The 25747-nt window shown below is 67.2% G+C and carries 34 protein-coding genes and 1 pseudogene; 5 read left to right on the top strand and 30 right to left on the bottom strand.

Going from position 1 to position 25747, the window contains the following annotated elements; translation table 11 throughout:
• Positions 1-5: 5 nt before the first annotated feature.
• Entirely contained in the window at positions 6-917 is a 912-nt protein-coding gene (locus H289_RS0114040; protein ID WP_020101433.1) for a class I SAM-dependent methyltransferase, read from the top strand.
• A gap of 5 nt (positions 918-922) precedes the next feature.
• Positions 923-1870 (top strand): class I SAM-dependent methyltransferase, encoded by a 948-nt coding sequence (locus H289_RS0114035; protein WP_020101432.1) that lies wholly within the window; start codon positions 923-925, stop codon positions 1868-1870.
• Between the two features lie 13 nt (positions 1871-1883).
• Here H289_RS0114035 and H289_RS31855 read toward each other — a convergent pair whose 3' ends face one another.
• The 4 genes from H289_RS31855 to sppA form a co-directional block, all read right to left on the bottom strand.
• Positions 1884-2849 carry a hypothetical protein gene (locus H289_RS31855; RefSeq protein ID WP_029105214.1) on the bottom strand — a complete coding sequence of 322 codons (966 nt, stop codon included), beginning with the start codon at positions 2847-2849 and terminating at the stop codon, positions 1884-1886.
• A gap of 35 nt (positions 2850-2884) precedes the next feature.
• On the bottom strand, positions 2885-3757 hold the full coding sequence (locus tag H289_RS30510; RefSeq protein ID WP_138158517.1) for a hypothetical protein: 873 nt from the start codon (positions 3755-3757) through the stop codon (positions 2885-2887).
• A complete protein-coding gene (locus H289_RS30505) occupies positions 3754-4608 on the bottom strand; it encodes a hypothetical protein (protein WP_152273456.1) in 855 nt (284 codons plus the stop codon). Before H289_RS30505 ends, H289_RS30510 begins: the two co-directional genes overlap by 4 nt.
• Positions 4609-4775: 167 nt before the next feature.
• The gene (sppA, locus tag H289_RS0114015; RefSeq protein ID WP_020101431.1) at positions 4776-6563 is read right to left on the bottom strand and encodes a signal peptide peptidase SppA; all 1788 of its coding nucleotides are present in this window, start codon (positions 6561-6563) and stop codon (positions 4776-4778) included.
• 106 nt (positions 6564-6669) lie between these two features.
• On the opposite strand from sppA, the gene H289_RS0114010 reads away from it, so the two are divergent.
• Positions 6670-7896, top strand: coding sequence for a serine hydrolase domain-containing protein (locus tag H289_RS0114010; protein ID WP_020101430.1), 1227 nt, complete (start codon positions 6670-6672; stop codon positions 7894-7896).
• A 132-nt stretch (positions 7897-8028) separates the two neighbouring features.
• On the opposite strand, the gene rplO is transcribed toward H289_RS0114010, so the two are convergent.
• The 14 genes from rplO to H289_RS0113940 form a co-directional block, all read right to left on the bottom strand.
• Entirely contained in the window at positions 8029-8472 is a 444-nt protein-coding gene (gene rplO / locus H289_RS0114005) for a 50S ribosomal protein L15 (protein WP_020101429.1), read from the bottom strand.
• Positions 8473-8652, bottom strand: coding sequence for a 50S ribosomal protein L30 (gene rpmD / locus H289_RS0114000; protein ID WP_020101428.1), 180 nt, complete (start codon positions 8650-8652; stop codon positions 8473-8475).
• Positions 8653-8654: 2 nt separating this feature from the next.
• Complete coding sequence (gene rpsE, locus H289_RS0113995) at positions 8655-9323, bottom strand: 30S ribosomal protein S5 (protein WP_029105211.1); 669 nt, start codon at positions 9321-9323, stop codon at positions 8655-8657.
• A 34-nt stretch (positions 9324-9357) separates the two neighbouring features.
• A complete protein-coding gene (gene rplR / locus H289_RS0113990; protein WP_020101426.1) occupies positions 9358-9759 on the bottom strand; it encodes a 50S ribosomal protein L18 in 402 nt (133 codons plus the stop codon).
• Positions 9760-9761: 2 nt separating this feature from the next.
• Entirely contained in the window at positions 9762-10301 is a 540-nt protein-coding gene (gene rplF, locus H289_RS0113985) for a 50S ribosomal protein L6 (RefSeq protein WP_020101425.1), read from the bottom strand.
• A gap of 12 nt (positions 10302-10313) precedes the next feature.
• Positions 10314-10712, bottom strand: coding sequence for a 30S ribosomal protein S8 (gene rpsH / locus H289_RS0113980; protein WP_020101424.1), 399 nt, complete (start codon positions 10710-10712; stop codon positions 10314-10316).
• 336 nt (positions 10713-11048) lie between these two features.
• The gene (locus H289_RS0113975; protein ID WP_020101423.1) at positions 11049-11807 is read right to left on the bottom strand and encodes a methyltransferase domain-containing protein; all 759 of its coding nucleotides are present in this window, start codon (positions 11805-11807) and stop codon (positions 11049-11051) included.
• A 75-nt stretch (positions 11808-11882) separates the two neighbouring features.
• Positions 11883-12068, bottom strand: coding sequence for a type Z 30S ribosomal protein S14 (locus tag H289_RS0113970; RefSeq protein ID WP_005197641.1), 186 nt, complete (start codon positions 12066-12068; stop codon positions 11883-11885).
• Positions 12069-12070: 2 nt separating this feature from the next.
• A complete protein-coding gene (gene rplE / locus H289_RS0113965) occupies positions 12071-12634 on the bottom strand; it encodes a 50S ribosomal protein L5 (RefSeq protein WP_020101422.1) in 564 nt (187 codons plus the stop codon).
• Between the two features lies 1 nt (position 12635).
• Positions 12636-12953, bottom strand: coding sequence for a 50S ribosomal protein L24 (gene rplX, locus H289_RS0113960; RefSeq protein WP_020101421.1), 318 nt, complete (start codon positions 12951-12953; stop codon positions 12636-12638).
• Positions 12953-13321: a 50S ribosomal protein L14 gene (gene rplN, locus H289_RS0113955; protein WP_020101420.1), complete on the bottom strand. Its 369-nt coding sequence runs from the start codon at positions 13319-13321 to the stop codon at positions 12953-12955. Before rplN ends, rplX begins: the two co-directional genes overlap by 1 nt.
• A gap of 237 nt (positions 13322-13558) precedes the next feature.
• Entirely contained in the window at positions 13559-14698 is a 1140-nt protein-coding gene (locus H289_RS0113950; RefSeq protein WP_020101419.1) for a YeiH family protein, read from the bottom strand.
• 4 nt (positions 14699-14702) lie between these two features.
• Positions 14703-14828, bottom strand: a complete 126-nt coding sequence (locus H289_RS33875) for a hypothetical protein (RefSeq protein WP_020101418.1) — start codon at positions 14826-14828, stop codon at positions 14703-14705.
• Positions 14829-14916: 88 nt separating this feature from the next.
• A complete protein-coding gene (locus H289_RS0113940) occupies positions 14917-15519 on the bottom strand; it encodes a TetR/AcrR family transcriptional regulator (protein WP_051128496.1) in 603 nt (200 codons plus the stop codon).
• Between the two features lie 96 nt (positions 15520-15615).
• Between H289_RS0113940 and H289_RS0113935 the strand changes: the two genes are divergently transcribed.
• Together H289_RS0113935 and H289_RS0113930 are read left to right on the top strand one after the other, a co-directional pair.
• On the top strand, positions 15616-16269 hold the full coding sequence (locus H289_RS0113935; RefSeq protein ID WP_029105209.1) for an FMN-dependent NADH-azoreductase: 654 nt from the start codon (positions 15616-15618) through the stop codon (positions 16267-16269).
• Positions 16266-16586 carry a DMT family transporter gene (locus tag H289_RS0113930; protein WP_020101415.1) on the top strand — a complete coding sequence of 107 codons (321 nt, stop codon included), beginning with the start codon at positions 16266-16268 and terminating at the stop codon, positions 16584-16586. Before H289_RS0113935 ends, H289_RS0113930 begins: the two co-directional genes overlap by 4 nt.
• 9 nt (positions 16587-16595) lie before the next feature.
• Here the strand turns inward: H289_RS0113930 and H289_RS33020 are convergent, their stop codons facing one another.
• From H289_RS33020 to rplB, 12 genes and pseudogenes are all read right to left on the bottom strand, one after another.
• Complete coding sequence (locus tag H289_RS33020; RefSeq protein ID WP_155944132.1) at positions 16596-17321, bottom strand: hypothetical protein; 726 nt, start codon at positions 17319-17321, stop codon at positions 16596-16598.
• A gap of 9 nt (positions 17322-17330) precedes the next feature.
• Positions 17331-19682, bottom strand: coding sequence for an arylsulfatase (locus H289_RS0113920; protein WP_020101412.1), 2352 nt, complete (start codon positions 19680-19682; stop codon positions 17331-17333).
• A gap of 107 nt (positions 19683-19789) precedes the next feature.
• The gene (locus H289_RS30500) at positions 19790-20473 is read right to left on the bottom strand and encodes an anti-sigma factor (RefSeq protein WP_020101411.1); all 684 of its coding nucleotides are present in this window, start codon (positions 20471-20473) and stop codon (positions 19790-19792) included.
• Complete coding sequence (sigK, locus tag H289_RS0113910) at positions 20470-21033, bottom strand: ECF RNA polymerase sigma factor SigK (protein ID WP_020101410.1); 564 nt, start codon at positions 21031-21033, stop codon at positions 20470-20472. Before sigK ends, H289_RS30500 begins: the two co-directional genes overlap by 4 nt.
• A gap of 30 nt (positions 21034-21063) precedes the next feature.
• Positions 21064-22236: pseudogene (locus tag H289_RS30495) on the bottom strand (cytochrome c biogenesis protein/redoxin); the annotation flags it as partial.
• A gap of 115 nt (positions 22237-22351) precedes the next feature.
• Positions 22352-22648 carry a 30S ribosomal protein S17 gene (gene rpsQ / locus H289_RS0113900; protein ID WP_020101408.1) on the bottom strand — a complete coding sequence of 99 codons (297 nt, stop codon included), beginning with the start codon at positions 22646-22648 and terminating at the stop codon, positions 22352-22354.
• A gap of 2 nt (positions 22649-22650) precedes the next feature.
• A complete protein-coding gene (rpmC, locus tag H289_RS0113895; protein WP_020101407.1) occupies positions 22651-22881 on the bottom strand; it encodes a 50S ribosomal protein L29 in 231 nt (76 codons plus the stop codon).
• Positions 22881-23297, bottom strand: a complete 417-nt coding sequence (rplP, locus tag H289_RS0113890) for a 50S ribosomal protein L16 (protein WP_020101406.1) — start codon at positions 23295-23297, stop codon at positions 22881-22883. The genes rpmC and rplP overlap by 1 nt, the downstream gene beginning before the upstream one ends.
• Positions 23298-23299: 2 nt before the next feature.
• Positions 23300-24115, bottom strand: coding sequence for a 30S ribosomal protein S3 (gene rpsC, locus H289_RS0113885; RefSeq protein ID WP_020101405.1), 816 nt, complete (start codon positions 24113-24115; stop codon positions 23300-23302).
• Positions 24115-24588, bottom strand: coding sequence for a 50S ribosomal protein L22 (rplV, locus tag H289_RS0113880; protein ID WP_020101404.1), 474 nt, complete (start codon positions 24586-24588; stop codon positions 24115-24117). The genes rpsC and rplV overlap by 1 nt, the downstream gene beginning before the upstream one ends.
• Complete coding sequence (gene rpsS, locus H289_RS0113875) at positions 24588-24869, bottom strand: 30S ribosomal protein S19 (RefSeq protein ID WP_020101403.1); 282 nt, start codon at positions 24867-24869, stop codon at positions 24588-24590. The genes rplV and rpsS overlap by 1 nt, the downstream gene beginning before the upstream one ends.
• Positions 24870-24887: 18 nt before the next feature.
• Complete coding sequence (rplB, locus tag H289_RS0113870; RefSeq protein WP_020101402.1) at positions 24888-25727, bottom strand: 50S ribosomal protein L2; 840 nt, start codon at positions 25725-25727, stop codon at positions 24888-24890.
• Positions 25728-25747 lie beyond the last annotated feature (20 nt).

The following is a 25747-nucleotide window of genomic DNA, read 5'->3' as shown; positions in this document are numbered from 1 at the left end:
CCCACATGACACGAACTGACGGAGATTCCTGGGACCTGGCCTCGAGCGTCGGGGCCACCGCGACCATGGTCGCGGGGCAGCGTGCCATCGCCCACCGCGAGCAGCTGATCGACGACCCGTACGCCGAGCCGCTGGTGCGGGCCGTCGGGCTGGACTTCTTCACCAAGGCGCTCGACGGCGAGATCGACCTGAGCGACGTGAACCCGGCCTTCACCCCGCGACGCGCGGCCGAAGGGATGACGGTCCGCACCCGCTGGTTCGACCAGCTGTTCCTCGACGCGGCTGCCACCGGCGTACGGCAGGCCGTGATCCTGGCCGCCGGTCTGGACGCGCGCGCCTACCGGCTGCCGTGGCCAGACGGCACCGTCGTCTTCGAGGTGGACCAGCCCGAGGTCATCGAGTTCAAGTCGACGACGCTCGCGAGCCTCGGCGCCTCCCCCACCGCGACCCGGCGCACCGTCGCCGTCGACCTGCGCGACGACTGGATGCAGGCGCTGCGGGACAACGGTTTCGACCCCGAGGCGCCCACCGCGTGGATCGCCGAAGGGCTGCTCATCTACCTGCCGCCGGAGGCCCAGGACCGGTTGTTCGACAACATCACCGCACTGTCGGCGCCCGGCAGCTTCGTGGCCACCGAGCAGGTCGGCGATCTGAGCTCCGCGTTCGACGACGAGCGCATGCAGCAGATGCGCGACCGGATGAAGGCCCTCGGTTCGAACATCGAGATGGCCGACCTCATCTACGAGGGCGACCGCAACCATGTCACCGATTACCTGACGAGCCTCGGCTGGGACGTCACCGCGCGGTCGGTCGAAGAGGCGCACGCCGACAACGGTTTCCAGTACCCGGACGACGAACTGTCCCGGGCCTGGACCCAGCTGAAATACGTCCGCGCAGTCCTGAACCGGAAGGCCTGACCGCGATGGCCCGGACACACGGAGACAGCTGGGACCTGGCCTCGAGCGTGGGCGCGACGGCCACGCTGGTCGCGACGGGGCGGGCGATCGCGAGCACCCACGAACACGGTTTGATCGACGATCCGTTCGCGGCGCCGCTGGTGCGTGCCGTCGGGATCGAGGCGTTCACCAAGATGGTCGACGGCGAACTGGACCTGGCCGTCCTCGACGCCGTCGCCCCGGATGCGGCGGCGCGGGCGCGCGCCAACATCGACGAAATGGCCGTGCGCACAAGGTTTTTCGACGACTACTTCATGGCCGCTGTAGGCGGCGATTCGGCCGGGGTCGCCGCGTCCTCGGAAATCCGGCAGGCGGTGATCCTGGCCTCCGGGCTGGACGCGCGCGCCTACCGGCTGGCGTGGCCCGAGAGCACGGTGGTCTACGAGATCGACCAGCCCGAGGTCATCGAGTTCAAGACCCGGACCCTGGCCGGCCTCGGCGCCGAACCCACGGCCGAACGCCGGACCGTCCCGATCGATCTGCGTGAGGATTGGCCGGCGGCGTTGCGTGCGGCGGGCTTCGACCCGAGCCGGCCGACGGCGTGGTTGGCCGAAGGTCTGCTCATCTACCTGCCGCCGGAGGCCCAGGACAAGCTGTTCGACAACATTCACGAGCTCAGTGCCCCCGGCAGCGCCGTGGCCACCGAATTCGTGCCGGGCCTCAAGGCTTTCGACGCCGACAAGGCGCGCGAGGCCGCCGCGGGATTCCAGCAGCTCGGCTTGAACATGGATATGCCGTCGCTGGTCTACCACGGCGAAAGGCACTCCGCCGCAGACTATCTGGCGGCCAAGGGCTGGCAGACCGCTGGCATCGGCCGGGTGGATCTGCATGCCCGGCACGGCCTGACGGCAACGGTCCTCGGCGACGACGACCCGATGCGCGAAATCATCTACATCAGCGGCACTCTCGGCTGAACCGGCGACGTCGTCACGGATTGTGGACGACGTCGCCCCCGCTCGCGTTGGCCGTGTAGCCGTCGAGGTTGATCTCATCCGTTGTGGTCGTGCCTGCGGCGGCGATGCTGCCGGCACCTGTCGCGGCGGCGGTGTTGGCGTCGCTGTCATCGCCGCCCGTACCGGCGAGGGCAGAAGCGCCGTCAGTGGCTGTGGCGCTGTTGCTCGAGCTGTCGCTGCCGTACCTGGCGGCCATGGCCTGGCTGCCCGGACCGAACGCAACGGCGCTGTTCGAATCGTTGTTGTTGCCGTCACTGCCTGCGATTGCCGTCGTGTCGGGGCCGTAGGCGATGGCGACGTTTCCGTCGCTTCCGCTGCCATAGGTACCTGCCAAGGCCGTGCTGTTGTCGCCGATCGCCTTCGCGGTGTTGTTGTTGTTGCCGGGACCACGGACGTCATCCTTGTCGCCGGCGGCAGCATAGGCGTTCGTACCGGTGGCTTTCGCGGCGTTGCCATCGCCGAAACCCGCGGTGGCGCCGGCGTTTATCCCCGTCGCCGTTGCGGTGTTGTTGTCGCCGTAGACCGCGGCGGCGTAGCTGTTTGTACCCGTCGCTGTGGCGGTATTGCCGGAGCCGAAGGCGGCGATCGCGTGGCTCCCCATGCCGGTGGCCTTGGCGGTGTTGTTGTCGCCGTCCTTGGCGATCGCGACGCTGCGGGTGCCGCTCGCGATCGCGTGGTTGTTGGTGCCGCCGGTGGCTTCGGCGTAGCTGCCGAAACCGTGGGCCACCGCCGTCGAGCCCTGTCCGTCGGACACGGCTGTCGCGGTGCCCTTCACGACCTTGACGTCCCCGTCGTGCGACACCGAGATGTTCGGGCCGCTGCCGTCGGGTGCCGCAGCGGCCGACCACGGCATCGCGGCCATCCCCACTCCGACTCCCAGCGCCACCGCCAGTCCGCCGACCCGGCCGATGCGCTCCGGAGAAACGCGGTGCTTGTTCATGAATTGACCTCCCCTGGTTACAGTTACGCGAACCGTCACGGGTTGTGGACGCTCTGTCCGTTGGTGGCGTCGGCGGTGTAGCCGTCCAGGTTGTCGGTCCCATAGCCCGCGTATGCGTAGCTGCCGAAGCCGTCCGCGCTCGCAGAGTTGTTGTCGTTGTCATTGCCGAAGCTGCCGGCGATGGCGCCGCCCCCGCCGGTCGCGGTGGCGGTGTTGTTGTCGTTGCCGGAGACCAGGAATCCGGAGTCGGCCACGCTGCCCGGCCCGGACGCGGTGGCGGTGTTGGAATCGTTGTTGGTGCCGACGCCGGCCGAAGCGACCCCGGAGTCCGTGGCTTTCGCGAAGTTGCCGTCGTTGTGGTCGCCGATCCCGGCCCGCGCGATGCTGTGGGTACCGGTGGCGATCGCGGTATTGCCGGTGTTGTTCGATTGGCGCCCATCGTATTCGGGGCTTGAGCCGGCGTAAGCCTGAGCGAAGTTGCCCGACGCCACGGCCGTGTTGTTGGTACCGCCACCGGCGATCGCCGTGCTGTCGATACCGCTCGCTTTGGCCGTGTTGTTACTGCCGCCCTTGGCAATCGCCGTGCTGCCGAAGCCGTTTGCGGTCGCGTGGTTGTTGGTGCCGGTGGCTTCGGCGTAACTGTCGAAACCATGGGCCACCGCCGTCGAACCCCGCCCGCTGGACACCGCCGTCGCAGTGCCCTTCACGACCTTGACGTCACCGTCGTGGCTCACCGAGATATTCGGACCGCTGCCGTCGGGCGCCGCCGACGCCGACCACGGCATCGCGACGATCCCGACGCCCACTCCCAGCGCCACCGCCAGCCCGCCGACCCGGCCGATCGACACCGCGCTCCGCGCCATGTTGTGCTTGCCCATGTTCTTCACCCCTTCGTCTGTTGGTGTCACGGGTTGTTGACGGTGTCGCCACCGCTGGCGTTGGCGGTGTAGTGGTCGAGATCGGTTCCGGCCACGCCGGCATTGGCAAGGCTGCCGTCGCCGGTGGCCGAGGCCGTGTTGTAGTCGTTGTCGTTGCCTGCACCACCGGCGAAGGCGCCGGCGCCGTCGGTGGCAGTGGCGCTGTTGTAGTCGTTCTGGTTCCCGCCTGAGCCGGCGCCGGCGTGGGTTCCCGCACCGAAGGCGACGGCGGTGTTGTGCGTGTTGCTGTTGCCACCGAAGCCGGAGACGGCGCCGCTGTTGTCGCCGTAGGCAATGGCGGTGTTGTCGGTGTTGAAGCTGCCGCCCGCGCCGGCGACAGCGGTGGCCGAATCGCCTTGGGCTGAGGCGAGATTGTTGTTGTTGGAGCCTTGCCGGACATCGAGCCCCGGGTAGTAACCCGCGTACGCGCCACTGTCGGTGCCGGTCGCTTTCGCGGTGTTGTTGCTGCCGCCCGCGGCGATGGCGGTGCTGTTGGTGCCGGTCGCTGTAGACGTGTTGTTGCTGCCGCCCTTGGCGATCGCGGTGCTGCCGACGCCGCTGGCGAGCGCGTGGTTGTTGGTACCGCCGGTGGCTTCGGCATAGCTGCCGAACCCGTGCGCGACGGCCGTTGATCCCCGGCCGTCGGACACCGCTGTGGCAGTGCCTTTCACCACCTTGACGTCACCGTCGTGGCTCACCGAAATGTTCGGGCCACCGCCGTCGGGCGCGGCCGCTGCCGACCACGGCATCGCGGCAATCCCTATTCCGACGCCGAGGGCCACCGCCAGTCCGCCGATCCGGCCGATCGACGCCGCGGTTCGCGGCACGTTGCGCTTACCCATCATCTCTACCTCCCGGCGTGGCAGTCACTGTGTGGTTCCACTGTGCGGGGCGGGCACGCCGGGTTCTGGGGTAGCGCCGTACCCCATATGATTAGTTCAGCTAAATAGGCTTCGTGGCCACGTCGAAGGCAGAGCCGACGGGACGGCCCCGACTGACTCGATCAGAGCTAAAAGCGGTAATCCCCCAGCCAGAGGGCGCTGACCCCGGTCATCGACCGCTCGGCCTGGCCCAGCGCACCGACCAGTGACCGACCGAGCAGCGCCGCCACCGCCTCCGGCAACGACGCCGCGGCCGGCTGCGACGAGGCCTTGGGCCGCACGTGATCCAGCAGTGACGAGCCCGGGTAGTTGACGACCTTGGCGGTCGCGTCGGGATCGAGACCGGCGAGCACCTTGGCCCGGCGGACGGCGGTCCGCAGCCCACCGAGTTCGTCGACCAGGCCGTGTTCCAGCGCGTCGGCACCGGTCCAGATGCGGCCGCGGGCCACCTGTTCGACGGCCTCGACCGGCAGGTTGCGGCCGTCGGCGACGCGCTCTACGAAGTCGGTGTAGAAGAGATCCGCCTCGGCCACCACGTGCGCGTGCTGGGCCTCGGTGAACGGCTGATTGGCCGACCAGGCGTCAGCATTCTCGTTGGTACGCACGGCATCCGAGCCGACACCGAGCCGTTCTTTCAAGCCCTTGGTGACGAGTTTGCCCGTCACCACGCCGATGGATCCGGTGATGGTGCCGGCGTTGGCGACGATGTGGTCGGCCGCCATGGACACGTAGTAGCCGCCGGACGCGGCGACCGCGCCCATCGACGCGACGACCGGCTTGCCCGCCTCGCGCAGCCGCGCCACCTCGCGCCAGATGGTCTCCGAACCCGTGACGGCGCCTCCCGGACTGTCGACCCGCAGCACGACGGCAGCGACGTCGTCATCCGCCGCGGCTTCCCGCAGCGCCGCGGCGATGGTGTCGCCGCCGACGCTCGACGGTCCGGGCGGGAAGGCGCTCGGGCCGCCGCGTCCACTGACGATGGGCCCGGCCATGGTGACGACGGCGATGGTCGGCTTGTGCTTGATGCCCGGCAGCGGCGGCACCTCGGGCAGCGTGTGTCCCGCGGTGGCCTTGGCGTACCGGGACAGGAACAGCCGCGGCGGCGCGTCCTTGCCGTCGGCTTGCGCTGCGCCACTGGTCAATTCGCCGACCCGGGCATAGGCCTCGTCGCGGAAACCGATGCGGTCGACCAGCTTGGCGGCGACCGCCTCGTCGCGGAGCAGCGGTGCCCGGTCGACGAGGGCGTCGAGTTCGTCGGCGTCGACGCCGCGAGATTCTGCGATGGCAGTCAGCACCTGGGCGTGCAGGCTCTCGATGAGCCGGCCGTCGGCCTCGCGGTGCGGCTCGGTGTAGCGGTCCTGCGTGAACATGTTGGCCGCCGACTTGTACTCGCCGCGCGCGACGAACTGCGCCTCGATGCCGGCCTTGTCGAACGCGTCGCGAAGGAACAGCGCGTTGGTCGCGAAACCCACCAGACCGACGGTGCCCGAGGGCTGCATCCACACTTCCCGGAACGCCGACGCCAGGTAGTAGGACATGGTGCCCGGATAGGTCTCGGCCCAGGCGATCGACGGCTTGACGGCGCTGAACGCGGCGATGGCGTCACGCAGCTCCTGCACCGGACCCGCTGCGGCAGCGGGCAATTGAACCCGGGCGATCAGTCCGGCCACCCGCTTGTCGTCGGCTGCGCGGTGGATGGCGGCGACGGCGTCGCGCAGCAAGAGAGGCCGCGCGTTGCCCATGACGAAGGCGATCGGGTCGAAGCCGGCGGTCTCGGGCGGCACGGCCTGTAGGTCGAGTTCCAGTACGCAGCCGTTGGGCACGCCGTGATGACGCGCGGTGTCGACCTTGCGGACAAGGGCACGCAACTCATCGGGGCCGGGAAGACCGGGCAGGCTGGGCCGGAAAGCAAACATGCTCCGAGCGTACCGATTCACCGGCGAGTGCCGAGCAGACGCAAACCTGTCCATTCCGACGCCGAATTCGACAGTTTTCCGCCTGCTCGCGGGAGAGGATCGACCCATGGTGCTGAAGGTCTCTGTCTCTCCCGATCTGGTCCACGGCGATGCCGACGACGGCTACGGCAAGGTCGCCGACGCGTTCGGGGCCAACTTCGCTGCCGGCGGCGAAGTCGGCGCCGCGCTGTGCGTCTACCGGGACGGCCGCAAGGTCGTCGACATGTGGGGCGGCTACCGTGACGGGATCAGCCGGGCGCCGTGGCAGGCCGACACCATGGTCAACATGTTCTCGTCGACGAAAGGTGTTGCCGCCCTTGCTGTCGCGCACGCGGTGTCGAAAGGGCTCTTCGACTACGACGAGCGCGTCAGCACGTACTGGCCCGAGTTCGCCGCGCAGGACAAGGGCGACGTCACTGTTCGCCAGCTGCTGGCGCACCAGGCCGGGCTGTGCGTCCTGACCCCCAATCCCCTGCTGTCCGACATCGCCGACCCGGTGCGGCTCTCCGCCATCCTCGCGGCACAGAAACCCGCGTGGAAGCCCGGCACCCGGCACGGCTACCACGCCATCACCATCGGCTGGTACGAGTCCGAGCTGATCCGTCGAACCGACGGCCGTACGCTCGGCCGTTATCTCGTCGAGGAGATCACCGGGCCGTCGGGTCTCGACCTGTACATCGGCCTGCCGGACTCGGTCGACCGCAACCGGATTGCCACGCTGCACCATTGGCAGCGATACGAGTCGCTGCGGCACCTCGACGTCATGCCAGCCGGGTTCCTGATCGGCAGCCTCAACCCGCGCGGGCTGCTGGCCAGAACCGCCGCGATCCCCGCCGACATCGACCCCTACGCCGGCGACTACAACACCGACAAGGTGCGCCGCGTCGAGATTCCGTCGGCCAACGGCACCGGGACGGCCCGCGCGCTGGCCGGCCTCTACGGCGCCGCGGCGACCGGCGGCAGCGAAATAGGTTTCACCCCAGAGACTTTCGACGAGTTGATCGCGCCACCCCGCAATCCGTCAGGCGGTACGCGGGACAAGGTGATGCGCGCCGAGATCGCCTACGCGCTGGGCTTCTGCAAGCCCATCCCGACGTTCGCCTTCGGCTCGTCCGGAAAGGCGTTCGGCACGCCCGGATTCGGTGGCTCGTTCGGCTTCGCCGACCCCGACACCGGCGTCGGATTCGGCTACGTGATGAACCGGCTGGGCTTCCACCTGGTCAGCGATCCCCGCGAGCTCTCGGTGCGCCAGGCCCTCTTCCGCGACGTCTTGGGCGCCCGGTCGCAGAGCTAGCTGCCGGACCAGGGCCGCCCAAACTGGGCTTGTGTGCCAATTCCGCGACGAACTTGGCACACAAGCTCAGTCTCGGCGGACACAAAAAAGGGAGCCCCGGCCGAAGGCCGAGACTCCCTTTTTGCGAAACAGTTACAGCTCGGTCGCGCTACCACCAGCAGCGGTGATCGCCTCACGGGCGCTACCACTGAACTTGTTGGCGGTGACGTCGACCTTGACGGCCAGCTTGCCGTCGCCGAGCACCTTGACCAGGGTGTTCTTGCGAACCAGGCCCGCGGCCACCAGCTCGTCCACACCGACGGTGCCGCCCTGCGGGAACGCCTTGGCGAGGTCGCCGACGTTCACCACCGCGTACTCCGTGCGGAAGCGGTTGCGGAAGCCCTTGAGCTTCGGCAGACGCATGTGGATCGGCATCTGGCCACCCTCGAACGTCACGGGGACGTTCTTGCGGGCCTTGGTGCCCTTGGTACCACGACCAGCGGTCTTACCCTTGGAGCCCTCACCACGACCGACGCGGGTCTTGGCCTTCTTGGACCCCGCGGCCGGCTTGAGGTCGTGCAGCTTGATGACGCTCATTTACGCCTCCTCAACCGTGACGAGGTGGTTGACCACCGCGAGCAGACCACGGGTCTGCGCGTTGTCCTCGCGAACGACGGACTGGCGGATCTTGCGCAATCCCAGCGTCCGCAGGCTCTCGCGCTGCTTCCACCGGGCACCCACGGTGCCACGCACCTGGGTGATCTTCAGTTCAGCCATGATTATGCCGATCCTTCACGCGCTGCCGAGGCGGCGAGCGCTTCTGCCTCACGCCGGGCCCGCAGCATGCCGGCCGGCGCAACATCTTCGATGGGCAGGCCACGACGGGCTGCCACTTCCTCCGGACGCTGCAGCTGCTTCAGCGCGGCAACGGTGGCGTGCACCACGTTGATCGCGTTGTCGCTGCCCAGCGACTTGGCCAGGATGTCGTGCACGCCGGCGCATTCCAGCACCGCGCGAGCCGCACCACCGGCGATCACACCGGTACCCGGGCTGGCCGGGCGCAGCATCACGACACCGGCAGCGGCCTCGCCCTGAACCGGGTGCACGATGGTGCCACCGATCAGCGGGACGCGGAAGAAGCCCTTGCGAGCCTCCTCGACACCCTTGGCGATGGCGGCCGGAACTTCCTTGGCCTTGCCGTAGCCGACGCCCACCATGCCGTGGCCGTCACCGACGATCACCAGCGCGGTGAAGCTGAAGCGCCGACCACCCTTGACCACCTTCGAAACGCGGTTGATGGTGACAACGCGCTCGATGTAGTTGCTCTTCTCACCGCGGTCATCGCCACGGCCACGGCCACCACGGTCGTCGCGACGGCCACGGCCGTCACGGTCGCCGCGGCCACCACGGTTGTCCTGCGCCGAACCGGCGCCAGCCTGGTCGGCCATCATGCAGTCCTTCCGGTCATCTTCAAGTAAGTCATTAGAACGTCAACCCGCTTTCACGAGCGGCGTCGGCGAGCGCGGCGATCCGGCCGCCGTAGCTGTAGCCACCGCGGTCGAAAACGACCTCGGAGATGCCGGCAGCCTTGGCACGCTCGGCGATCAGCTGACCCACACGGGTGCTGACGGCCTTCTTGTCACCGTCGACGGCACGCACGTCGGCCTCGATGGACGACGCGGCGGCCAGCGTGGTGCCGGTCAGGTCGTCGATCACCTGGACGTGGATGTGCCGCGAGGAGCGGTTCACCATCAGACGCGGACGCTCGGCGGTGCCGGCGACCTTCTTGCGCAGACGGGCGTGACGACGCAGACGCGCCACCCGACGGGTCTCAGAGATGTTCTGGCCCAACGGCTTACGCTTGTCAGTCTCAGTGTTGGCCATTGCTACTTACCTGTCTTTCCGACCTTGCGGCGGATCTGCTCACCCTCGTAGCGAATGCCCTTGCCCTTGTACGGGTCGGGGCGACGCAGGCGGCGGATGACTGCCGAGATCTGGCCGACTTTCTGCTTGTCGATGCCGGACACCGAGAACTTCGTCGGGGTCTCGACTGCGAACGTGATGCCCTCGGGGGCCTCGATCAGCACCGGGTGGCTGTAGCCGAGCGCGAACTCCAGGTTCGAGCCCTTGGCCTGCACGCGGTAACCGACGCCGAAGATTTCCATCTTGGTGGTGTAGCCCTGCGTCACACCGGTCACCAGGTTGGCGATCAGCGTGCGGGACAGTCCGTGCAGCGAGCGGTTACGACGCTCGTCGTTCGGACGGGTGACCACGACGGCACCTTCGTCGTTGCGCGACACCTCGATGGGCTCGGCAACATCGAGCGCCAGGGTGCCCTTGGGGCCCTTCACAGCGATGTTCTGGCCATCGATGGTCACATCGACACCTGCCGGAATGGCAACCGGCTGCTTTCCAATACGCGACATGTTTTCTGCCCCCTACCAGACGTAAGCGAGGACTTCGCCGCCCACGCCCTGTCGAGCTGCCTGGCGGTCGGTGAGCAGGCCGGAGGACGTGGAGATGATCGCCACGCCCAGGCCACCCAGAACCCGCGGCAGGTTGGTGGATTTCGCGTACACCCGCAGACCGGGCTTCGACACCCGGCGGAGGCCGGCGATGCTGCGCTCGCGGCTCGGGCCGTACTTGAGGGAAACAACGAGGCTCTTACCCACGCGGGCGTCCTCGGTGCGGTAGTCGGTGATGTAACCCTCCTTCTTGAGGATCTCGGCGATGTTCGCCTTGATCTTCGAGTGGGGCAGGGTCACCTCGTCGTGGTACGCCGAGTTGGCGTTGCGCAGACGTGTCAAGAAGTCTGCGATCGGATCCGTCATTGTCATGACAGCGTTGATCAACCTTTCTCGCTGCGGTTCCCATGCATCACGCCCGTGTCGGTCCCACCTTGCGGTGGCTCGGCACGTCACATCGTGGGCCTGCTACGAAGTGTTTTCCCTTATCTGACCGAGGTCGGTCAGGGGTCGTGCATCAGTAGTGCAATCCAGTTTCAGAAGGCACGTACCGATCGGCCATTGGACGAAGACGCCCATGGCAACCTGCCCAGTGTAGACAATGCGCAGCTCAGGGCCAAATCCGTGCAGATTTCCGCCGAGCGTGGGGGTTGGCGCGGTTTTCCGGCCGGATTTCCGCGTAATCCCCCACTCTCGAAGCAGTACAAATCACCGCCGTGCCTCGATGAGATGCCGGGTCGAGTGGGCGACGAACGGCGTGCCGTCGCGCATCCGGCGGTCGAGCTCGACGAGTTGTTCCCGGTACCGCTCCACCGAGAAACCGGGCACCCACCAGGGACATTTACGCAGAATCCAGACGACGGCGCCGACGTCGTAGAACTCCATCCGGCAGCGCGCTTCGCGCAGGTCAGTGACGACGAGGCCTGCCTGTGCGGCGGCATCCGCCTCGTCTTGCGGGTCCCGCTGCCTGCGCTCGTCGGGAAGCGGGCCGAGAAAGTACTCGATGAGTTCGAACGCCGAGGCCGGGCCGACGTGCTGCGCGAAGTAGTGGCCGCCGGGGTGCAGCACCCGGGCGATCTCCGACCAGTTGGGGGCGACGGGATGACGCGACGTGACGAGGTCGAAGGTGCCGTCGCCGAAGGGCAGCCGCCCGGTTCCCGCGGTCTCGACGACCTGGACGCCGCGCGGCATCAGCCGCTCGCGTGCGGCACGGGCATTCGGCGGCCAGGACTCGGTGACCACCAGGCGCGGCGGCAGCACGCGCATCTCGTCGATGACCTCACCGCCGCCGGTGTCGAGATCCAGTGCGGTCCGGGCACTCTCGAACCGCCGCGCCAGCAGTTGCACGTAGCTCCACGGTGGCCGTTCCTCCACCGCACGCCCGGCAAGCCAGCCGAAACCCCACCCGGTCACGTCGGCTGTCTCGGCTTCGTGCAGCAGGTCGTCAAAGCTCCGCACGTCGATCACCCCGGGCAGAACGCAAAAGCCGCCCCGGTCACGAGGACCGGGGCGGCTTTCTACAGCGTCATGAGACGGGCAGAGTCACCAGCTGGACTTCTGCACGCCGGGCAGCTCGCCGGCGTGGGCCATCTCCCGCAGGCAGATTCGGCACAGGCCGAACTTGCGGAACACCGAGTGCGGGCGACCGCACTTGTTGCAGCGGGTGTAGCCACGCACCGCGAACTTCGGCTTCTTGTTGGCCTTGTTGACCAGAGCCTTCTTTGCCATTGTCAGTTCTCCTTGAACGGGAAGCCCAGGGCCCGCAGCAACGCACGGCCTTCGTCGTCAGTGGTGGCCGAGGTGACGACCGTGATGTCCATGCCGCGGGGGCGGTCGATCGAGTCGACGTCGATCTCGTGGAACATCGACTGCTCGTTGAGGCCGAAGGTGTAGTTGCCGCTGCCGTCGAACTGCTTGGCCGACAGGCCGCGGAAGTCGCGGATACGGGGCAGTGCGATGGAGATCAGGCGGTCCAGGAATTCCCACATGCGGTCGCCACGCAGGGTGACGCGGCAGCCGATCGGCATGCCCTCACGCAGCTTGAACTGCGCAATGGACTTGCGGGCCTTGCGGATTTCCGGCTTCTGGCCGGTGATCAGCGTCAGGTCGTTGACCGCGCCGTTGATCAGCTTGGCGTCGCGGGCGGCGTCACCGACACCCATGTTGACGACAACCTTGACCACGCCAGGGATCTGCATGACGTTGGCGTAGTTGAATTCGTTGTTGAGCGCGTCGCGGATCTCTTCGCGGTAACGCGTCTTCAGCCGGGGCTGAGTGTTTTCCACAGTGGTCATCTCAGATGTCCTTGCCATTGCGCTTGGAGATACGGACCTTCTTGCCGCTCTCCTCATCGACGCGGTAGCCGATGCGGGTCGCGTTACCGTCGGAGTCGACCACCATCACGTTCGAAACGTGGATCGGCGCCTCCTGGGTGACGATGCCACCCGACGATGCACCACGCTCGTTCTGAGACTGCGCGGTGTGCTTCTTGATCCGGTTGACGCCCTCAACGAGCACCTTGTTGCGGGTCGGGTAGGCCTCGATGACCTTGCCCTTGGCACCCTTGTCCTTGCCGGCGATGACCAGCACGGTGTCGCCCTTGTGCACCTTCATCACAAAACCTCCGGGGCCAGCGAGACGATCTTCATGAACTTCTTCTCGCGCAGTTCGCGACCGACCGGCCCGAAGATGCGGGTACCGCGGGGGTCATTGTCGTTCTTGATGATGACGGCGGCGTTCTCGTCGAACTTGATGTAGCTGCCGTCCGGCCGGCGGCGCTCCTTGACGGTGCGCACGACGACGGCCTTGACCACGTCACCACGCTTGACGTTGCCGCCCGGGATGGCGTCCTTGACGGTCGCCACGATGATGTCGCCGATGCCGGCGTAGCGCCGCGACGAGCCACCGAGCACGCGGATGCAAAGGATTTCCTTTGCGCCCGTGTTGTCGGCGACCTTGAGTCGCGATTCCTGCTGAATCACTCGATCTCCTGACCTGGGGTTTGTATGCACGCCAGATACCGACCTGGACGTGCGCGGTCTTGTTGTCCAAGGGCACGCAGAGTCGGCGTGTGACCGGGGTCTGCCCTGGGCAACCCCTACATACTAGGCGAGCAGCCATAACGCTCCAAATCGCTGCTCATCCAGGGCCGGAAACGGCGAAATGGCCGCTGCCGTTCGTCGGCAGCGACCATTTCGGCGGTCTCGGACAGTCGGCGGTCAGCCCCCGATGCCCCAGCCCAGAACTCGCGACGTCAGCAGCACCAGCGCAAGTGACACCGTCGCCACCACGACCAGGCCGATCACCGCGACGACGAGCGGGCGCCAGCCGGTGCGTGCGATCTGCCGGAAGTCGGTGGACAGCCCGACCCCCGCGAAGGTCAGCAGGAAGGCCCACTTGGACACCGCGGCCAGGTTCGCGATCTGTCCCTTGCTCAACAGCCCGGCGGTGACGACGGCCGAGACCGCCAGGAAGCCGAGGACGAATTTCGGGAACTTCTGCCACACGAACGCGGCCTTTGCGCGCACGCCGGAGGCAACGGCGTCGGCCTCTCCCCTGGCAGCCCAGTAGATGGCGAAGCCGAGGACGACGAAGCCGATCAGCGCGTTGCGCACCGACTTCACCAGGACTGCGGTCTTGCCGGCCTCGTCGGAGAAGAGGTAGCCGGTGGCCGTGGTCTCTGCGGTGTTGTCGACGGCGAGGCCGGCCCACAACCCGAACTCGTGGTCGGTGAGCCCGATGGCGTGCCCCAGGGGCGGCAGCACGAACAGCGCGACGGCACCGAGCGCCAGGATCGACGCGATCGCGTAGCTGACATCGGAGTTGCGGGCCCGGATGGCGCCCTTGGCCGCGATGATCGCCGACACCCCGCAGATCGATGTGCCGATGGCCAGCAGCGAGCCGAGCTTGCCGGACAGGCCGAACCACCGGGCCGCGGCGATGATGATGGCGCCGGCGACGGTCATGTCGATCAGGATCTGCACCAGACTGGTGGCGCCGAGCTTGAGGACGTCACCGAGGACGAACCGCGCGCCCAACAGGACGATGCCGATCTTGAGCCAGAATTCGTAGGTGGCGACGCCCGGACGGAAAATCCGGTGCAGACCAACGGTATTGGTGATGATCAACCCGAAAACGATGGCCCACAGCACGTATTCGATGTCGGGCACGTGCCAGTGCTGGTGCTTGGCCAGCGCCAGCCAACCGATTTGGGCGTACTTGCCCGCCAGACCCACTACCACCAGGAGCAGTAGGCCCGGGATGTAGTCGAGGAACCGCCGGGCGCCCGTGGATTCGGTGTAGTCGCCCGAATCGACGTGATCGGAGGTATCAGAGGTATCAGCCGCATCGACAGTCATCGCGTCACCAGCCGATCTTCGGCAGCACGCCGGCCACCGCCAGCGCGGTCACCGCGAGGCCCAAAATTGTTGCCCACCAATCAGTCCCGACGCGGCTCACCCAGCTCTGCGTCACCTCGGTCTCAGTCATCACGCCTCTCCCGTCACCCGATGTGGGCTCATCGTTGCGGGTGCCGCGCCGACTGCACAGGGATCTGCTCGCGCTGACCAGAAGGAGGTCAGCCGAGAATCGCGTGCGCCAGCCGCGTCAGCGCGCCGCTGATCTGCGCGACGGACAGGCCGCGTTCGCGTTGGTGGAGGAAGTTCTCGGCGGCCAACGGCGCCAACATAATGTCCACGAGCGGGTCCGGCTCGGCCACGTCGGCCTGCACCAGCAGGGCGCGGACGTGCGCGGCCCAGAAACCGTAGGCCCCGGTGCGATAGCGGGCGCCGCCGATCTCGGCGCCGAGCGCGAGATCCACATGCCGGTCGAGAAGGTCGACCATGGCGGCATAGAACGCCGAAAGCCGTTCTGCCGGCGCGGCTCCCGGCCCGAGCGGGGGCGCTCCGGAGATCAATTGGCGCTGCAGAGCGCGCTCATGCTCGTCGAGCAGCGCGACGGCGACGGCGGCGGTATTGGGGTAGCGCCGATACAGCGTGCCGCGTCCGACGCCGGCCGCCGTGGCGATGTGCTCCATGGTGACGCTGCGCGGATCACGATCGGCGAAGACCTCCGCGGCCGCGGCCAGGATCCGGGCGCGGTTGCGCGCGGCGTCGGCCCGCTCGGTGCCGCCGCCCTCAGTGCCTGCGTCGTCGCCGAGCAGGTCCTGACCGATGTCCACCACCGCACAATAGCCCACTCCAGGAATAAGTGGACACAACGTCCGGTTAGTTGCATCATCAATCCGGACACAGTGTCCACTTTTGAGAGGATGGCCATGACCACGTTGCTTCACCTGGATGCCAGCGCCCGGAACCCGTCGATCAGCAGGCAGCTCAGCGCCGAGTTCGCGCAGGCCTGGCGTACGGCAGCGCCCGCCGGCACCTACCGCTACCGCGACGTGGCGGCCGATCCGGTGCCGTTCATCGACGCCGGCTGGACCGAGATCTGCGATGCGGCACTTGCCGCCGGCGTCACCGACCTCGACGAGCTCGCGGGCCTGGCGCGCACCCCCGCCCAAACCGCGGCGTGGGCCGTCGTCGAACCACTGCTTGCCGAATTGCGCTCGGCCGACGTCGTGTTGATCGGCACGCCGATGTACAACTACTCGATTCCGGCCGCTCTGAAGGCCTGGCTGGACCAGGTGACGTTTCCACGAATGTCGTTGGCACCCAGACGGTTCGTGGTCGCCACCGCACGAGGTGGCGCCTACTCGCCGGGCTCACCCAAGGCGGCCTTCGACTATCAGGAGAGGTTCCTGCGCGACTTCTTCGCCGGGCATTTCGCCGTCACCGACACCGTGTTCATCAACGCCGAACTGGCCAACTCCCGAGTGGATCCCGCGCTCGCCCAGTTCCGGACCGGGCACGACGCGTCCCTGACGGCCGCCCTGAACACGGCGCGCGCGTTGGCCGCGGAGTATGCGAAATGAATTGGCTCATCCTCGCTTTGGCCGGCGGTGTGGAGATCGCCTGGTCCCAGAGCATCAAACCGACCGACGGGTTCACCCGCCTGCTGCCGACGGTCGTCTGCGTACTGGTCGGCGCCTTGTCGGTGTACTTGTTGTCGCTGGCGATGCGGACCTTGCCGGTCGGCACCGCCTATGCGGTATTCACCGGCATCGGCGCCGTCGGGGCCATCGCCATCGGGGTGCTGGTCCACAAGGACCCACTCAATATCGGCCGCGCGGTGGCGTTGTCGATGATCGTCGGCGGAATCGTGTTGGCCCGCTTGACAAATCCCGAATGACGACCCTGCTCAACCCAGCCGAATACCGAAGTCCCCCAGCAGGACCGGCTTCGCCGCGTCAAGCCCCTTCGAACCGGCGGGTCCCTGCAACTGCAGCGCGATGAGGTAGTCCCCGCTGTTGGTCCACACGTGGACGATGCGGTCCACGTAGTCGCTGCCACCGCCGGGCTTGTCGGCGAGAACACCCATCAGCTTCTGCCCGCTGTAACCGCACAATTCGTCGGGCAGGATGCTGACGCTGTTGAACTCGTGGCCCGCGGTGCGCGCATCGGCGTACTGCCGGAACGCGGCCCCGGCATCGAGGGGTGTCGGGCTGATTTTCACGGTGCCGGTCAAGCCGTCGGGCCCGGTCAAGTTGAGCGCGACGTCACCGGAAGCCGGAGCCGCCTGACTGAATCCGTCGGGCACCGCGACGATGACGGTCGGCGCGCTGGGGGCGCCGGTGGTCGCGGTCATGGTCTGGGTCGGCGGGCTCGGCGGGTCGCAGACCTGCTCGCCCGCCGAGACCGAACGTTTGGTGGTTTCGACCACTCCGTACACCGGCAGGTCGGGCATCTTCGACCCCGACGCCGCAGTCGAGGACGTCGCGGACGTCGCCGGCGAACTGGTGGCACTGGTCGTGGTGCTGCCGGATTTGCTTGTACTGGTTGGCTTCTCGTCGTCCTTGCCGCCGCAGGCCGCCAGCAGCGCCACCGCCGACAGCACGGCGGCGCACCGCATGATCGTTCCGCTCATCGCAGTCCCCTAGTCCTTGCAGAACGCCTTGGCCAGCTCCTGTTCGACGTCAAGATACGGCGTACCGGAGATGTCGACGACGACTTTGGCGATGGTGCCCCCGACGAAGGGATACGGGGCCCGGTAGCGGTTCGACACCGGCTGGCCCGCGTTGCGCCCGACCGCGACGCCGCCACCGGCCAGCCCGAACGTGCCCGGGTGGGCGCGAACATCTGGACGGACGGCCACCACCGCGTCGTCGATCCGCAGTTCGACGGTGCCGAGCGGCGTGTGACTGCCCTCCACGGTGCCGGTGCGGTCATAGCGGACGCCGAAGACGTGCCGCCCCAAGGGCAATGGATCGAGCGCGGACACCCATTGTTCGTCCTCGCCCATGAAGTTGTAGACGTACTGCAGCCGGCCATCCTGCACGAACAGCACATGCCCGCCGTGACCGGCGCCCTGCTTGAACAGCACCCCCTCGGCAGTGGCCGATTCGACGTCGACCTCCGCCAGCACGGAGAACGACTGGCCCCGAAGCTCGACGCCGGCGCCGATGCCCACCTCGGCGGTGCCCGGGTAATAGGTGAAGGTCTGCCGATCCCCCGCCAGGTAGGGACGGTCACGCAGCAGCGTTTCGAACACGTTGAGGTCGGCCAGCGGCAGGCCGTTGTACTTGGCCGCCTCGGAGAACCAGAGTTCCTGCATCTCAGCGAGTTTCGCCGGATTCTCCGCGGCGAGGTCATGGCACTGGCTGCGGTCGGATTCGATGTGGAACAGCTCCCAGCGGTCCTTGTCGAAGTGCGACCATCCCGACGGCGTCGCGGCGTGCACCGTGTTGGCGAACCAGCCGTCGTGCCAGATGCCACGCGTGCCGAGCATCGCGTAGAACTGCGTCGTCTTGCCGGTGTCGGCCGCCGAGTCTGCCAGGGCCGCTTTGAAACTCACACCTTCCAGCGGCCGCTGCGGCACGCCGCGCACCTCGGTGGGCGGTTCGATGCCCAACAGCTCGTAGACCGTCGGGGTGATGTCGGCGACGTTGACGTAGTTGTCGCGTACCTCGCCGTGTGCGGCGATTCCATTGGGCCAGCTGATGATTGCGGTGTCGGCGATGCCGCCCTCATGCGAGGCGTAGCGCTTGAACAGCTTGTAGGGCGTGTTGAAGGCCATCGCCCAGCCGATCGGGTAATGGTTGTAGGTGTCCGGCGAACCCAGCGTGTCGAAGTACCGCATGCTCTCTTCGACGGTGTCGATGTAGCCGTTGAAGAACTTGTTCTCGTTGACCGAACCGTTCGGGCCGCCCTCGCCGCTGGCACCGTTGTCGGAGATGACCACGATGAGCGTGTTGTCCAGCTGGCCCGACTCTTCCAGGTAGTCGAGAATCCGGCCGATCTGCGCGTCGGTGTACGACAGGAATCCGGCGAACACCTCGGCCATGCGGGCGAACAGCCGCTTCTCCTCGTCGCTCAGCCCGTCCCAGGGCCGCACCGTGTCCTGCAGCGGCCATGGCTCCCCGTTCGGTCCCGTGACGTCCAGATACGGATTCATCGGTGAGAGCTCGGTGTCCGGCGGCACGATGCCGAGCCGCTTCTGGTTCTCCAGCACCAGGTCGCGGTAGGCCTCGTAACCCATGTCGAACGTCCCGGCGTACTTGTCGGCCCATTCTTTGAACACGTGGTGCGGCGCGTGCCCGGCCCCGGGGCAGACATACGAGAACCAGGGCTTGTCCGGCGCGATGACCTTGGCGTCCCGGATGAACTCGATGGTCTTGTCCGCCAGGTCTTTTGACAGGTGGTAACCCTCCTCCGGCGTGGCCGGCGGGGCCACGGGGTGGTTGTCGTACACCAGCTCCGGGTACCACTGGTCGGTCTCGCCGCCCATGAAGCCGTAGAAGCGTTCGAAGCCGCGCGACAGCGGCCAGTGGCGCTTGGTCGACGCGAGGTTCGACTCCTCCAGCGGCGTCAGGTGCCACTTGCCCACGCAGTAGGTGTTCCAGCCTCGTTCGGCCAGTACCTCGGACAGCAGTGCCGTCTCAAAAGGTATGCGGCCGTGGCAGTTCGGGAACCCATCGGTGAACTCCTCGATGGTCGCCATACCCACCGAGGTGGCGTTACGCCCGGTGAGCAGCGAGGCCCGGGTCGGCGAACACAGCGCAGTGGTGTGGAACTGGGACAGCCGCACGCCGCGGTCGGCGATGCGTCGCATGGCCGGCATGTCGACGAGGCCGCCGAAGCAGTCCCAGGTGGCGATGCCGGTGTCGTCCCACACGAGGTAGAGCACGTTCGGTGCACCGGCCGGTGCGACCGGCGCCGCGTAGGGAGTCCAGTCGGGCTCCGAGTCGCGGATGTCGAGTTTGATCTTGCCCTGGAATTCAGTTGCCATGACGCCTCGTCCCGGTCAGTCTTCGCCGATCCCGGCGATCCGCCCGGAGATTACACCCGGGAGCTGAGCCGCGCCCCGGATATTGACGTTCGCGACGCGCACCTGCGCTACGGCAGCATTACCCGCCCCACCATGTCACCCGGCGGCGAGTCTCCGGTGCGGCCCACGGGTTCGACCGTCAGACCCAGCGCCGTGGCCCGCCCGATGTCCGAAACCATGACCGTGCGCGTGTCCCGGATCGGCGACCCCGTCTGCACCGGAACGCCGTCCTTCATCAGCCACACCTGGTAGGCCATGCCCGGCGGGGGCAGCGCAGCACCGTCGAACATCACCATGCCGTCACCGCGCGCCCGCGAGTACACGACGGTCGCGGTGCCACCGGAGCGCAGGGCGGTGGAGACCGTGCGAACGTCCGGCGCCGTCATCACCCTTTCGGCGACCGGCGGGGCGGGCGGCGGGCGCAACATCCAGCCCGCCGTGAACGCGCCGCCGACGGCAAGTACCGCGGCCGCCGCCAGAACCGCTTTGCGCCAACGATGTTCGCGGACCACTTGCCGATTGCCGCGCACGACCCGATCGCGCAGCGCCGCCGGTGGCGCCACAGCCGTGGCGTCCGACAGTGTCCCGAGAGTCTCCCGAGCCTCGGCCACCTGAGCCCGGAATGCCGCCACAACCGGCCCGGGCGCCGCTGCCAACTGCCGCTCTATGTCGGCGCGCTCCACGTCGGAGACAGCGTCGAGCGCGTACGGCACGGCCAGCTCCAGCAGTTCGAATTCCGACGGATCGCTCATGACTCCCCCAGACAATCACGGAGCTTGCGCAGCGCCTCGCGCATCCGCGATTTCACCGTGCCGAGACTCGTGGACAGCCGCTCGGAGACCTGCACATAGGTCAGGCCGCCGTAATAGGCCAACTCGATCGCCTCACGCTGTGCGCCGGTGAGCGTGCCGAGGCAGCCCACCACCCGGCGGCGATCGTCGCCCCGCACCGCCGCCTCGGCCACCACGTCCGATGATCGATCGAGATGCGTTGTGGCGTAGTCCCATTCACGCCGACTGCTCGCGACCTCCGCACGCACCCGATCGACCGCCCGGCGATGCGCCAACGTCATCAGCCAGGCCAGCGCCGAACCCTCGACAGGGTCATAGGCGGAAGCCGAGCGCCACACCTGCGCGTACACCTCCTGCGTCGTCTCCTCGCTGTAGCCGGGGTCCCGCAGGACCCGCAAGATCAGGCCGAAGACCCGGGCACAGGTCGCGTCGTAGAACGACGCGAACGCGTCGTCATCCCCGTCGGCGAGACGGTGCAACAAGGCACCGAGATCGGGGGCATGCTCAGACGATGCGGCCATCGTCGAGCAGCCTAACCGCACCCGTCAGCGCTTCGCCTGCGCCAGCAGCTCCCGGATCATGCCCTCGGTCACGTCGTAGTCGCCCTCACCGAACTTGAGGTGGCGGACCACGCCCGCAGCATCGATCAGGTAACTCGCCGGCCAATACTGGTTCTGGTAGTTGTGCCAGGTGTCATACGAGTTGTCCAGGGCCACCGGGTACGTGATGTGCAGGTCGGCAGCACCCTTGACGACGCCGGCACGGTCATGCTCGAACTGGTACTCCGGCGTGTGCACGCCGATCACGGTGAAACCCTGGTCCTTGTAGCGCTCATACCAACCGGTGACATGCTCGATCGCGCGCTGGCAGTTGATGCACGTATAGGTCCAGAAGTCGACAAGAACCACCTTGCCGCGCAAGGCTTTCAGGTCGAGCGGTGCATCGCCGGGAGTGTTGAACCAACTGTCGATGCCGACGATGTCCGGGGCCGTCCCGCAGTCCTGCAAGACGCTCGCACCCTCCGCACAATTCGACAAACCGACTCCCGACGGTGCGATGCGCGCCTGCAACGTCGCGGTGTAGTCAGGAATCTTCCGTTGCACCGTGGCGGGCAGATTCAGCGCCAACGCCACCGCGGCGACCAGCATGACCACGCCGGCCGCCACCCGGACCTGCCGCTGTCGCTGCTGAAATGCCTTGACCCGCTCGGCGACTCGTTGCCCGCCCACGGCGAAAAACAACAATGGCAGTGCGGTGCCCACTGCGAACGAGGCGGTCAGCGCGATGGTGTCCAGCCCGATGCGGCCGGTCGCCCCGGCCACCACGATCGCCGCCAGCACGGGTCCCGCGCATGGCGCGTAGAGCACACCCAAGGCCAGGCCGAGGCCGAAACCCCTACGGCCGCCGGCAATGTCGCGTTGCGGCAGGCGCGCGAACGGCGCTTCGAGTAGGCGCTCGACGCGCGGGAAGATCAGGCCGACGCCGATGGCCGCGAGCACCAGCAGGCCGACCCAGCGGATGATGTCGGGTGGCAGATGCAACTGCTGCAGCACGGCGGTCCCGACGAGGGTCACCGCGCTGAAACTCAGGACCAGTCCGGCGATCACCAGGTAGGGCCGGCGGCCGGCGCCGGAGAACAGGACCACGGGCAGAACCGGCAGGATGCACGGCGAGATGCCGGTGATCAGTCCGCCGAGGAATCCGATGAGGACGAGTGTGTGCATGCCCCGTATTCGGAGCCGGCGCCGATCCGGATTGGGTGCGGCAGCAGAAATTTCCGCTCAATACAAAACTGCCCCTCTCCCGAAGGAGAGGGGCAGTTCCATGTCTGTCGAAAGCCTACTTGGCCTTCTCGAGCACCTCGACCAGACGCCAGCGCTTGGTGGCCGACAGCGGACGGGTCTCCATCAGCGAGACGCGGTCGCCGATACCGGCGTCGCCGTTCTCGTCGTGCGCCTTGACCTTGGTGGTGGTCCGGATGATCTTCCCGTAGAGCGGGTGGCTCTTGCGGGACTCCAGCTCGACCACGATGGTCTTTTCCATCTTGTCCGACACCACGTAGCCGATGGCGGTCTTGCGGCTACCGCGCTCGGTCTCGGTGGCCGGCGTGTGCTTGGGGCCTTTAGTTTCTGCCATGACTAATCCTTACCAACCGGCCCGGACGCCAGGCCCAACTCGCGTTCACGCAGGACCGTGTAGACCCGCGCGATCTCCTGCCGCACGGTGCGCAGCCGGCGGTTGTTCGACAGCTGACCGGTGGCCATCTGGAAGCGAAGGTTGAACAGCTCTTCCTTCGACTCGCGCAGACGCGTGGTCAGCTCTTCCTCGGTGAGCTCACGCAGTTCACCAGGCGTAACTCCAACTGCCATCAGAACTGCTCCTCTCGAGTCACGATGCGTGCCTTGATCGGCAGCTTGTGGATGGCGCGGGTGAGCGCCTCCCGGGCGATCTTCTCGTCGGGGTAGCTGAGCTCGAAGAGCACGCGACCCGGCTTGACGTTGGCGACCCACCACTCCGGTGAACCCTTACCGGAACCCATGCGGGTTTCGGCAGGCTTCTTGGTCAGCGGGCGGTCCGGGAAGATATTGATCCAGACCTTGCCGCCACGCTTGATGTGCCGGTTGATGGCGATACGAGCGGACTCGATCTGCCGGTTGGTGATGTAGGCGTGGCCCAGGGCCTGGATGCCGTAGTCACCGAAGCTGACCGAGGTGCCGCCGCTGGCGATACCGCGCTGCTCAGGGTGGTGCTGCTTGCGGTGCTTGACCTTGCGGGGAATCAGCATGCTTAGCTCTCCGTTGCTTCCGTCGGCGCATCGCCGGCGGGGGTCTCAACGGCAACATCCACTGCGCGGCCGGCCTCGGTGCTGGTCGCCGTGGTGCCCGACGAACCGCTGCGACGCGGACGGGTACCGGACGGACGATCCCGACGGGGACGGTCGGCGGCGGGAGCGGCAGCGGCGAGCTCACGCTTGCCACCGACGATGTCGCCCTTGTAGATCCACACCTTCACGCCGATACGGCCGAATGTGGTCTTGGCCTCGTACAGGCCGTAATCGATGTCGGCGCGCAGCGTGTGAAGCGGCACGCGACCTTCGCGGTAGAACTCCGAGCGGCTCATCTCAGCACCGCCGAGGCGGCCCGAGCACTGCACCCGGATGCCCTTGACGTTCGGCTGACGCATGGCCGACTGGATGGCCTTGCGCATGGCGCGACGGAACGCGACACGGTTGCTCAGCTGCTCGGCAACGCCCTGCGCCACCAGCTGGGCGACGCCCTCGGGGCTCTTGACCTCGAGGATGTTCAGCTGAACCTGCTTGCCGGTCAGCTTCTCCAGGTCGGCGCGGATGCGGTCGGCCTCGGTGCCACGGCGACCGATGACGATGCCCGGACGTGCGGTGTGGATGTCCACCCGGACGCGGTCACGCGTGCGCTCGATCTGCACGTCGGCGATGCCGGCGCGCTCCAGGCCGGTGGCCAGCAGCTTGCGGATGGCGACGTCTTCCTTGACGTAGTCCGCGTACTGCTTGTCGGCGTACCAACGGGACTTCCATTCGGTGGTGATACCGAGGCGGAAGCCGTGCGGGTTGATTTTCTGGCCCACTACTCCGAGCCTCCCTTCGTCTCGGTCTTGGCAGCGGCGGCCTTGCTGCCCTGCGCACGACGAGCGCGCGCGGCACCGGCCGTGGCTGATGCGGAGCCCTTGCCGCGCCCTTCCTTGGCGGGACGGCTCTCGACCACCACGGTGATGTGGCTGGTGCGCTTGCGGATTCGGTACGCACGCCCCTGGGCGCGCGGCCGGATGCGCTTGGCAGTCGGGCCCTCGTCGGCGAAGACCGTGGCGACCACGAGGGTCGTCGGGTCCAGGCCCTCGTTGTTCTGTGCGTTGGCAGCAGCGCTGGCGATCACCTTGGCGACCGGCTCGCTGGCAGCCTGCGGTGCCCACCGCAGGATGTCGAGCGCCTCTTCGACGCTCTTGCCACGGACCAGGTCGATGACCCGGCGGGCCTTGCTCGCCGACACACGCACGAAGCGCGCCTTGGCGCTCGCGGACGGGTATTCAGTAACGGTAGTCATTAGCGGCGCTTGCTCTTCCGGTCGTCCTTGATGTGACCCTTGAAGGTCCGCGTCGGGGCGAACTCGCCGAGCTTGTGCCCAACCATCGCTTCGCTGACGAACACCGGCACGTGCTTCCGACCGTCGTGGACGGCGAAGGTGTGACCGATGAAGTCGGGGATGATGGTCGACCGACGGGACCAGGTCTTGATGACCTGCTTGGTGTTCTTCTCGTTCTGTGCGTCGACCTTCTTCAACAGATGGTCGTCGACGAACGGACCCTTTTTGAGGCTACGAGGCATCGTCTATTCCTTTCCGGCCTAGCGCTTGTTCTTGCCGGTGCGCCGGCGGCGGACGATGAGCTTGTCGCTCGGCTTGTTGGGCTTGCGGGTGCGGCCCTCGGGCTTGCCCCACGGGCTGACCGGGTGGCGACCACCGGAGGTCTTACCCTCACCACCACCGTGCGGGTGGTCAACCGGGTTCATCACGACACCACGGACGGTCGGGCGCTTGCCCTTCCACCGCATACGGCCGGCCTTACCCCAGTTGATGTTCGCCTGCTCGGCGTTGCCGACCTCGCCGACGGTGGCGCGGCAGCGCACGTCGACGCGACGGATTTCACCGGACGGCATACGCAGCGTGGCGTAGGCGCCTTCCTTACCGAGCAGCTGGATGCTGACACCGGCCGAGCGGGCCAGCTTGGCACCGCCGCCCGGACGCAGCTCCACAGCGTGGATGACCGTACCGGCGGGGATGTTGCGCATCGGCAGGTTGTTGCCCGGCTTGATGTCAGCGTTGGGGCCCTGCTCGATGGTGTCGCCCTGCTTCAGGTCCTTGGGGGCGAGGATGTAGCGCTTCTCGCCGTCCACGAAGTGCAGCAGTGCGATGTTCGCGGTGCGGTTGGGGTCGTACTCGATGTGCGCGACCTTGGCGTTGATGCCGTCCTTGTCATGGCGACGGAAGTCGATGACGCGGTAGGCACGCTTGTGGCCGCCACCCTTGTGACGAGTGGTGATGCGGCCGTGCGCGTTGCGACCACCGGTGCTGTGCAGCGGGCGGATCAGCGACTTCTCCGGAGTCGAACGAGTGATCTCGGCGAAGTCGGAGACGCTCGAACCGCGACGACCCGGGGTCGTCGGCTTGTACTTGCGAATTCCCATTATCAGTTAATCCCTTAACT

This window comes from Mycobacterium sp. 360MFTsu5.1, assembly GCF_000383495.1.
GTDB classification, from domain to species: domain Bacteria; phylum Actinomycetota; class Actinomycetes; order Mycobacteriales; family Mycobacteriaceae; genus Mycobacterium; species Mycobacterium mucogenicum_B.
This window is presented reverse-complemented; position numbering and strand designations above follow the sequence as displayed.

Bases quoted from the DNA above. Each gene is read 5' to 3' on its own strand.
- H289_RS0114040 (WP_020101433.1), top strand. From the start codon at position 6: ATGACACGAACTGACGGAGATTCCTGGGACCTGGCCTCGAGCGTCGGG.
- H289_RS0114035 (WP_020101432.1), top strand. From the start codon at position 923: ATGGCCCGGACACACGGAGACAGCTGGGACCTGGCCTCGAGCGTGGGC.
- H289_RS31855 (WP_029105214.1), bottom strand. From the start codon at position 2,849: ATGAACAAGCACCGCGTTTCTCCGGAGCGCATCGGCCGGGTCGGCGGA.
- H289_RS30505 (WP_152273456.1), bottom strand. From the start codon at position 4,608: ATGGGTAAGCGCAACGTGCCGCGAACCGCGGCGTCGATCGGCCGGATC.
- sppA (WP_020101431.1), bottom strand. From the start codon at position 6,563: ATGTTTGCTTTCCGGCCCAGCCTGCCCGGTCTTCCCGGCCCCGATGAG.
- H289_RS0114010 (WP_020101430.1), top strand. From the start codon at position 6,670: ATGGTGCTGAAGGTCTCTGTCTCTCCCGATCTGGTCCACGGCGATGCC.
- rplO (WP_020101429.1), bottom strand. From the start codon at position 8,472: ATGAGCGTCATCAAGCTGCACGACCTCAAGCCGGCCGCGGGGTCCAAG.
- rpmD (WP_020101428.1), bottom strand. From the start codon at position 8,652: ATGGCTGAACTGAAGATCACCCAGGTGCGTGGCACCGTGGGTGCCCGG.
- rpsE (WP_029105211.1), bottom strand. From the start codon at position 9,323: ATGGCCGACCAGGCTGGCGCCGGTTCGGCGCAGGACAACCGTGGTGGC.
- rplR (WP_020101426.1), bottom strand. From the start codon at position 9,759: ATGGCCAACACTGAGACTGACAAGCGTAAGCCGTTGGGCCAGAACATC.
- rplF (WP_020101425.1), bottom strand. From the start codon at position 10,301: ATGTCGCGTATTGGAAAGCAGCCGGTTGCCATTCCGGCAGGTGTCGAT.
- rpsH (WP_020101424.1), bottom strand. From the start codon at position 10,712: ATGACAATGACGGATCCGATCGCAGACTTCTTGACACGTCTGCGCAAC.
- H289_RS0113970 (WP_005197641.1), bottom strand. From the start codon at position 12,068: ATGGCAAAGAAGGCTCTGGTCAACAAGGCCAACAAGAAGCCGAAGTTC.
- rplE (WP_020101422.1), bottom strand. From the start codon at position 12,634: ATGACCACTGTGGAAAACACTCAGCCCCGGCTGAAGACGCGTTACCGC.
- rplX (WP_020101421.1), bottom strand. From the start codon at position 12,953: ATGAAGGTGCACAAGGGCGACACCGTGCTGGTCATCGCCGGCAAGGAC.
- H289_RS0113950 (WP_020101419.1), bottom strand. From the start codon at position 14,698: ATGACTGTCGATGCGGCTGATACCTCTGATACCTCCGATCACGTCGAT.
- H289_RS33875 (WP_020101418.1), bottom strand. From the start codon at position 14,828: ATGACTGAGACCGAGGTGACGCAGAGCTGGGTGAGCCGCGTCGGGACT.
- H289_RS0113935 (WP_029105209.1), top strand. From the start codon at position 15,616: ATGACCACGTTGCTTCACCTGGATGCCAGCGCCCGGAACCCGTCGATC.
- H289_RS0113930 (WP_020101415.1), top strand. From the start codon at position 16,266: ATGAATTGGCTCATCCTCGCTTTGGCCGGCGGTGTGGAGATCGCCTGG.
- H289_RS33020 (WP_155944132.1), bottom strand. From the start codon at position 17,321: ATGAGCGGAACGATCATGCGGTGCGCCGCCGTGCTGTCGGCGGTGGCG.
- H289_RS0113920 (WP_020101412.1), bottom strand. From the start codon at position 19,682: ATGGCAACTGAATTCCAGGGCAAGATCAAACTCGACATCCGCGACTCG.
- H289_RS30500 (WP_020101411.1), bottom strand. From the start codon at position 20,473: ATGAGCGATCCGTCGGAATTCGAACTGCTGGAGCTGGCCGTGCCGTAC.
- sigK (WP_020101410.1), bottom strand. From the start codon at position 21,033: ATGGCCGCATCGTCTGAGCATGCCCCCGATCTCGGTGCCTTGTTGCAC.
- rpsQ (WP_020101408.1), bottom strand. From the start codon at position 22,648: ATGGCAGAAACTAAAGGCCCCAAGCACACGCCGGCCACCGAGACCGAG.
- rpmC (WP_020101407.1), bottom strand. From the start codon at position 22,881: ATGGCAGTTGGAGTTACGCCTGGTGAACTGCGTGAGCTCACCGAGGAA.
- rplP (WP_020101406.1), bottom strand. From the start codon at position 23,297: ATGCTGATTCCCCGCAAGGTCAAGCACCGCAAGCAGCACCACCCTGAG.
- rplV (WP_020101404.1), bottom strand. From the start codon at position 24,588: ATGACTACCGTTACTGAATACCCGTCCGCGAGCGCCAAGGCGCGCTTC.
- rpsS (WP_020101403.1), bottom strand. From the start codon at position 24,869: ATGCCTCGTAGCCTCAAAAAGGGTCCGTTCGTCGACGACCATCTGTTG.
- rplB (WP_020101402.1), bottom strand. From the start codon at position 25,727: ATGGGAATTCGCAAGTACAAGCCGACGACCCCGGGTCGTCGCGGTTCG.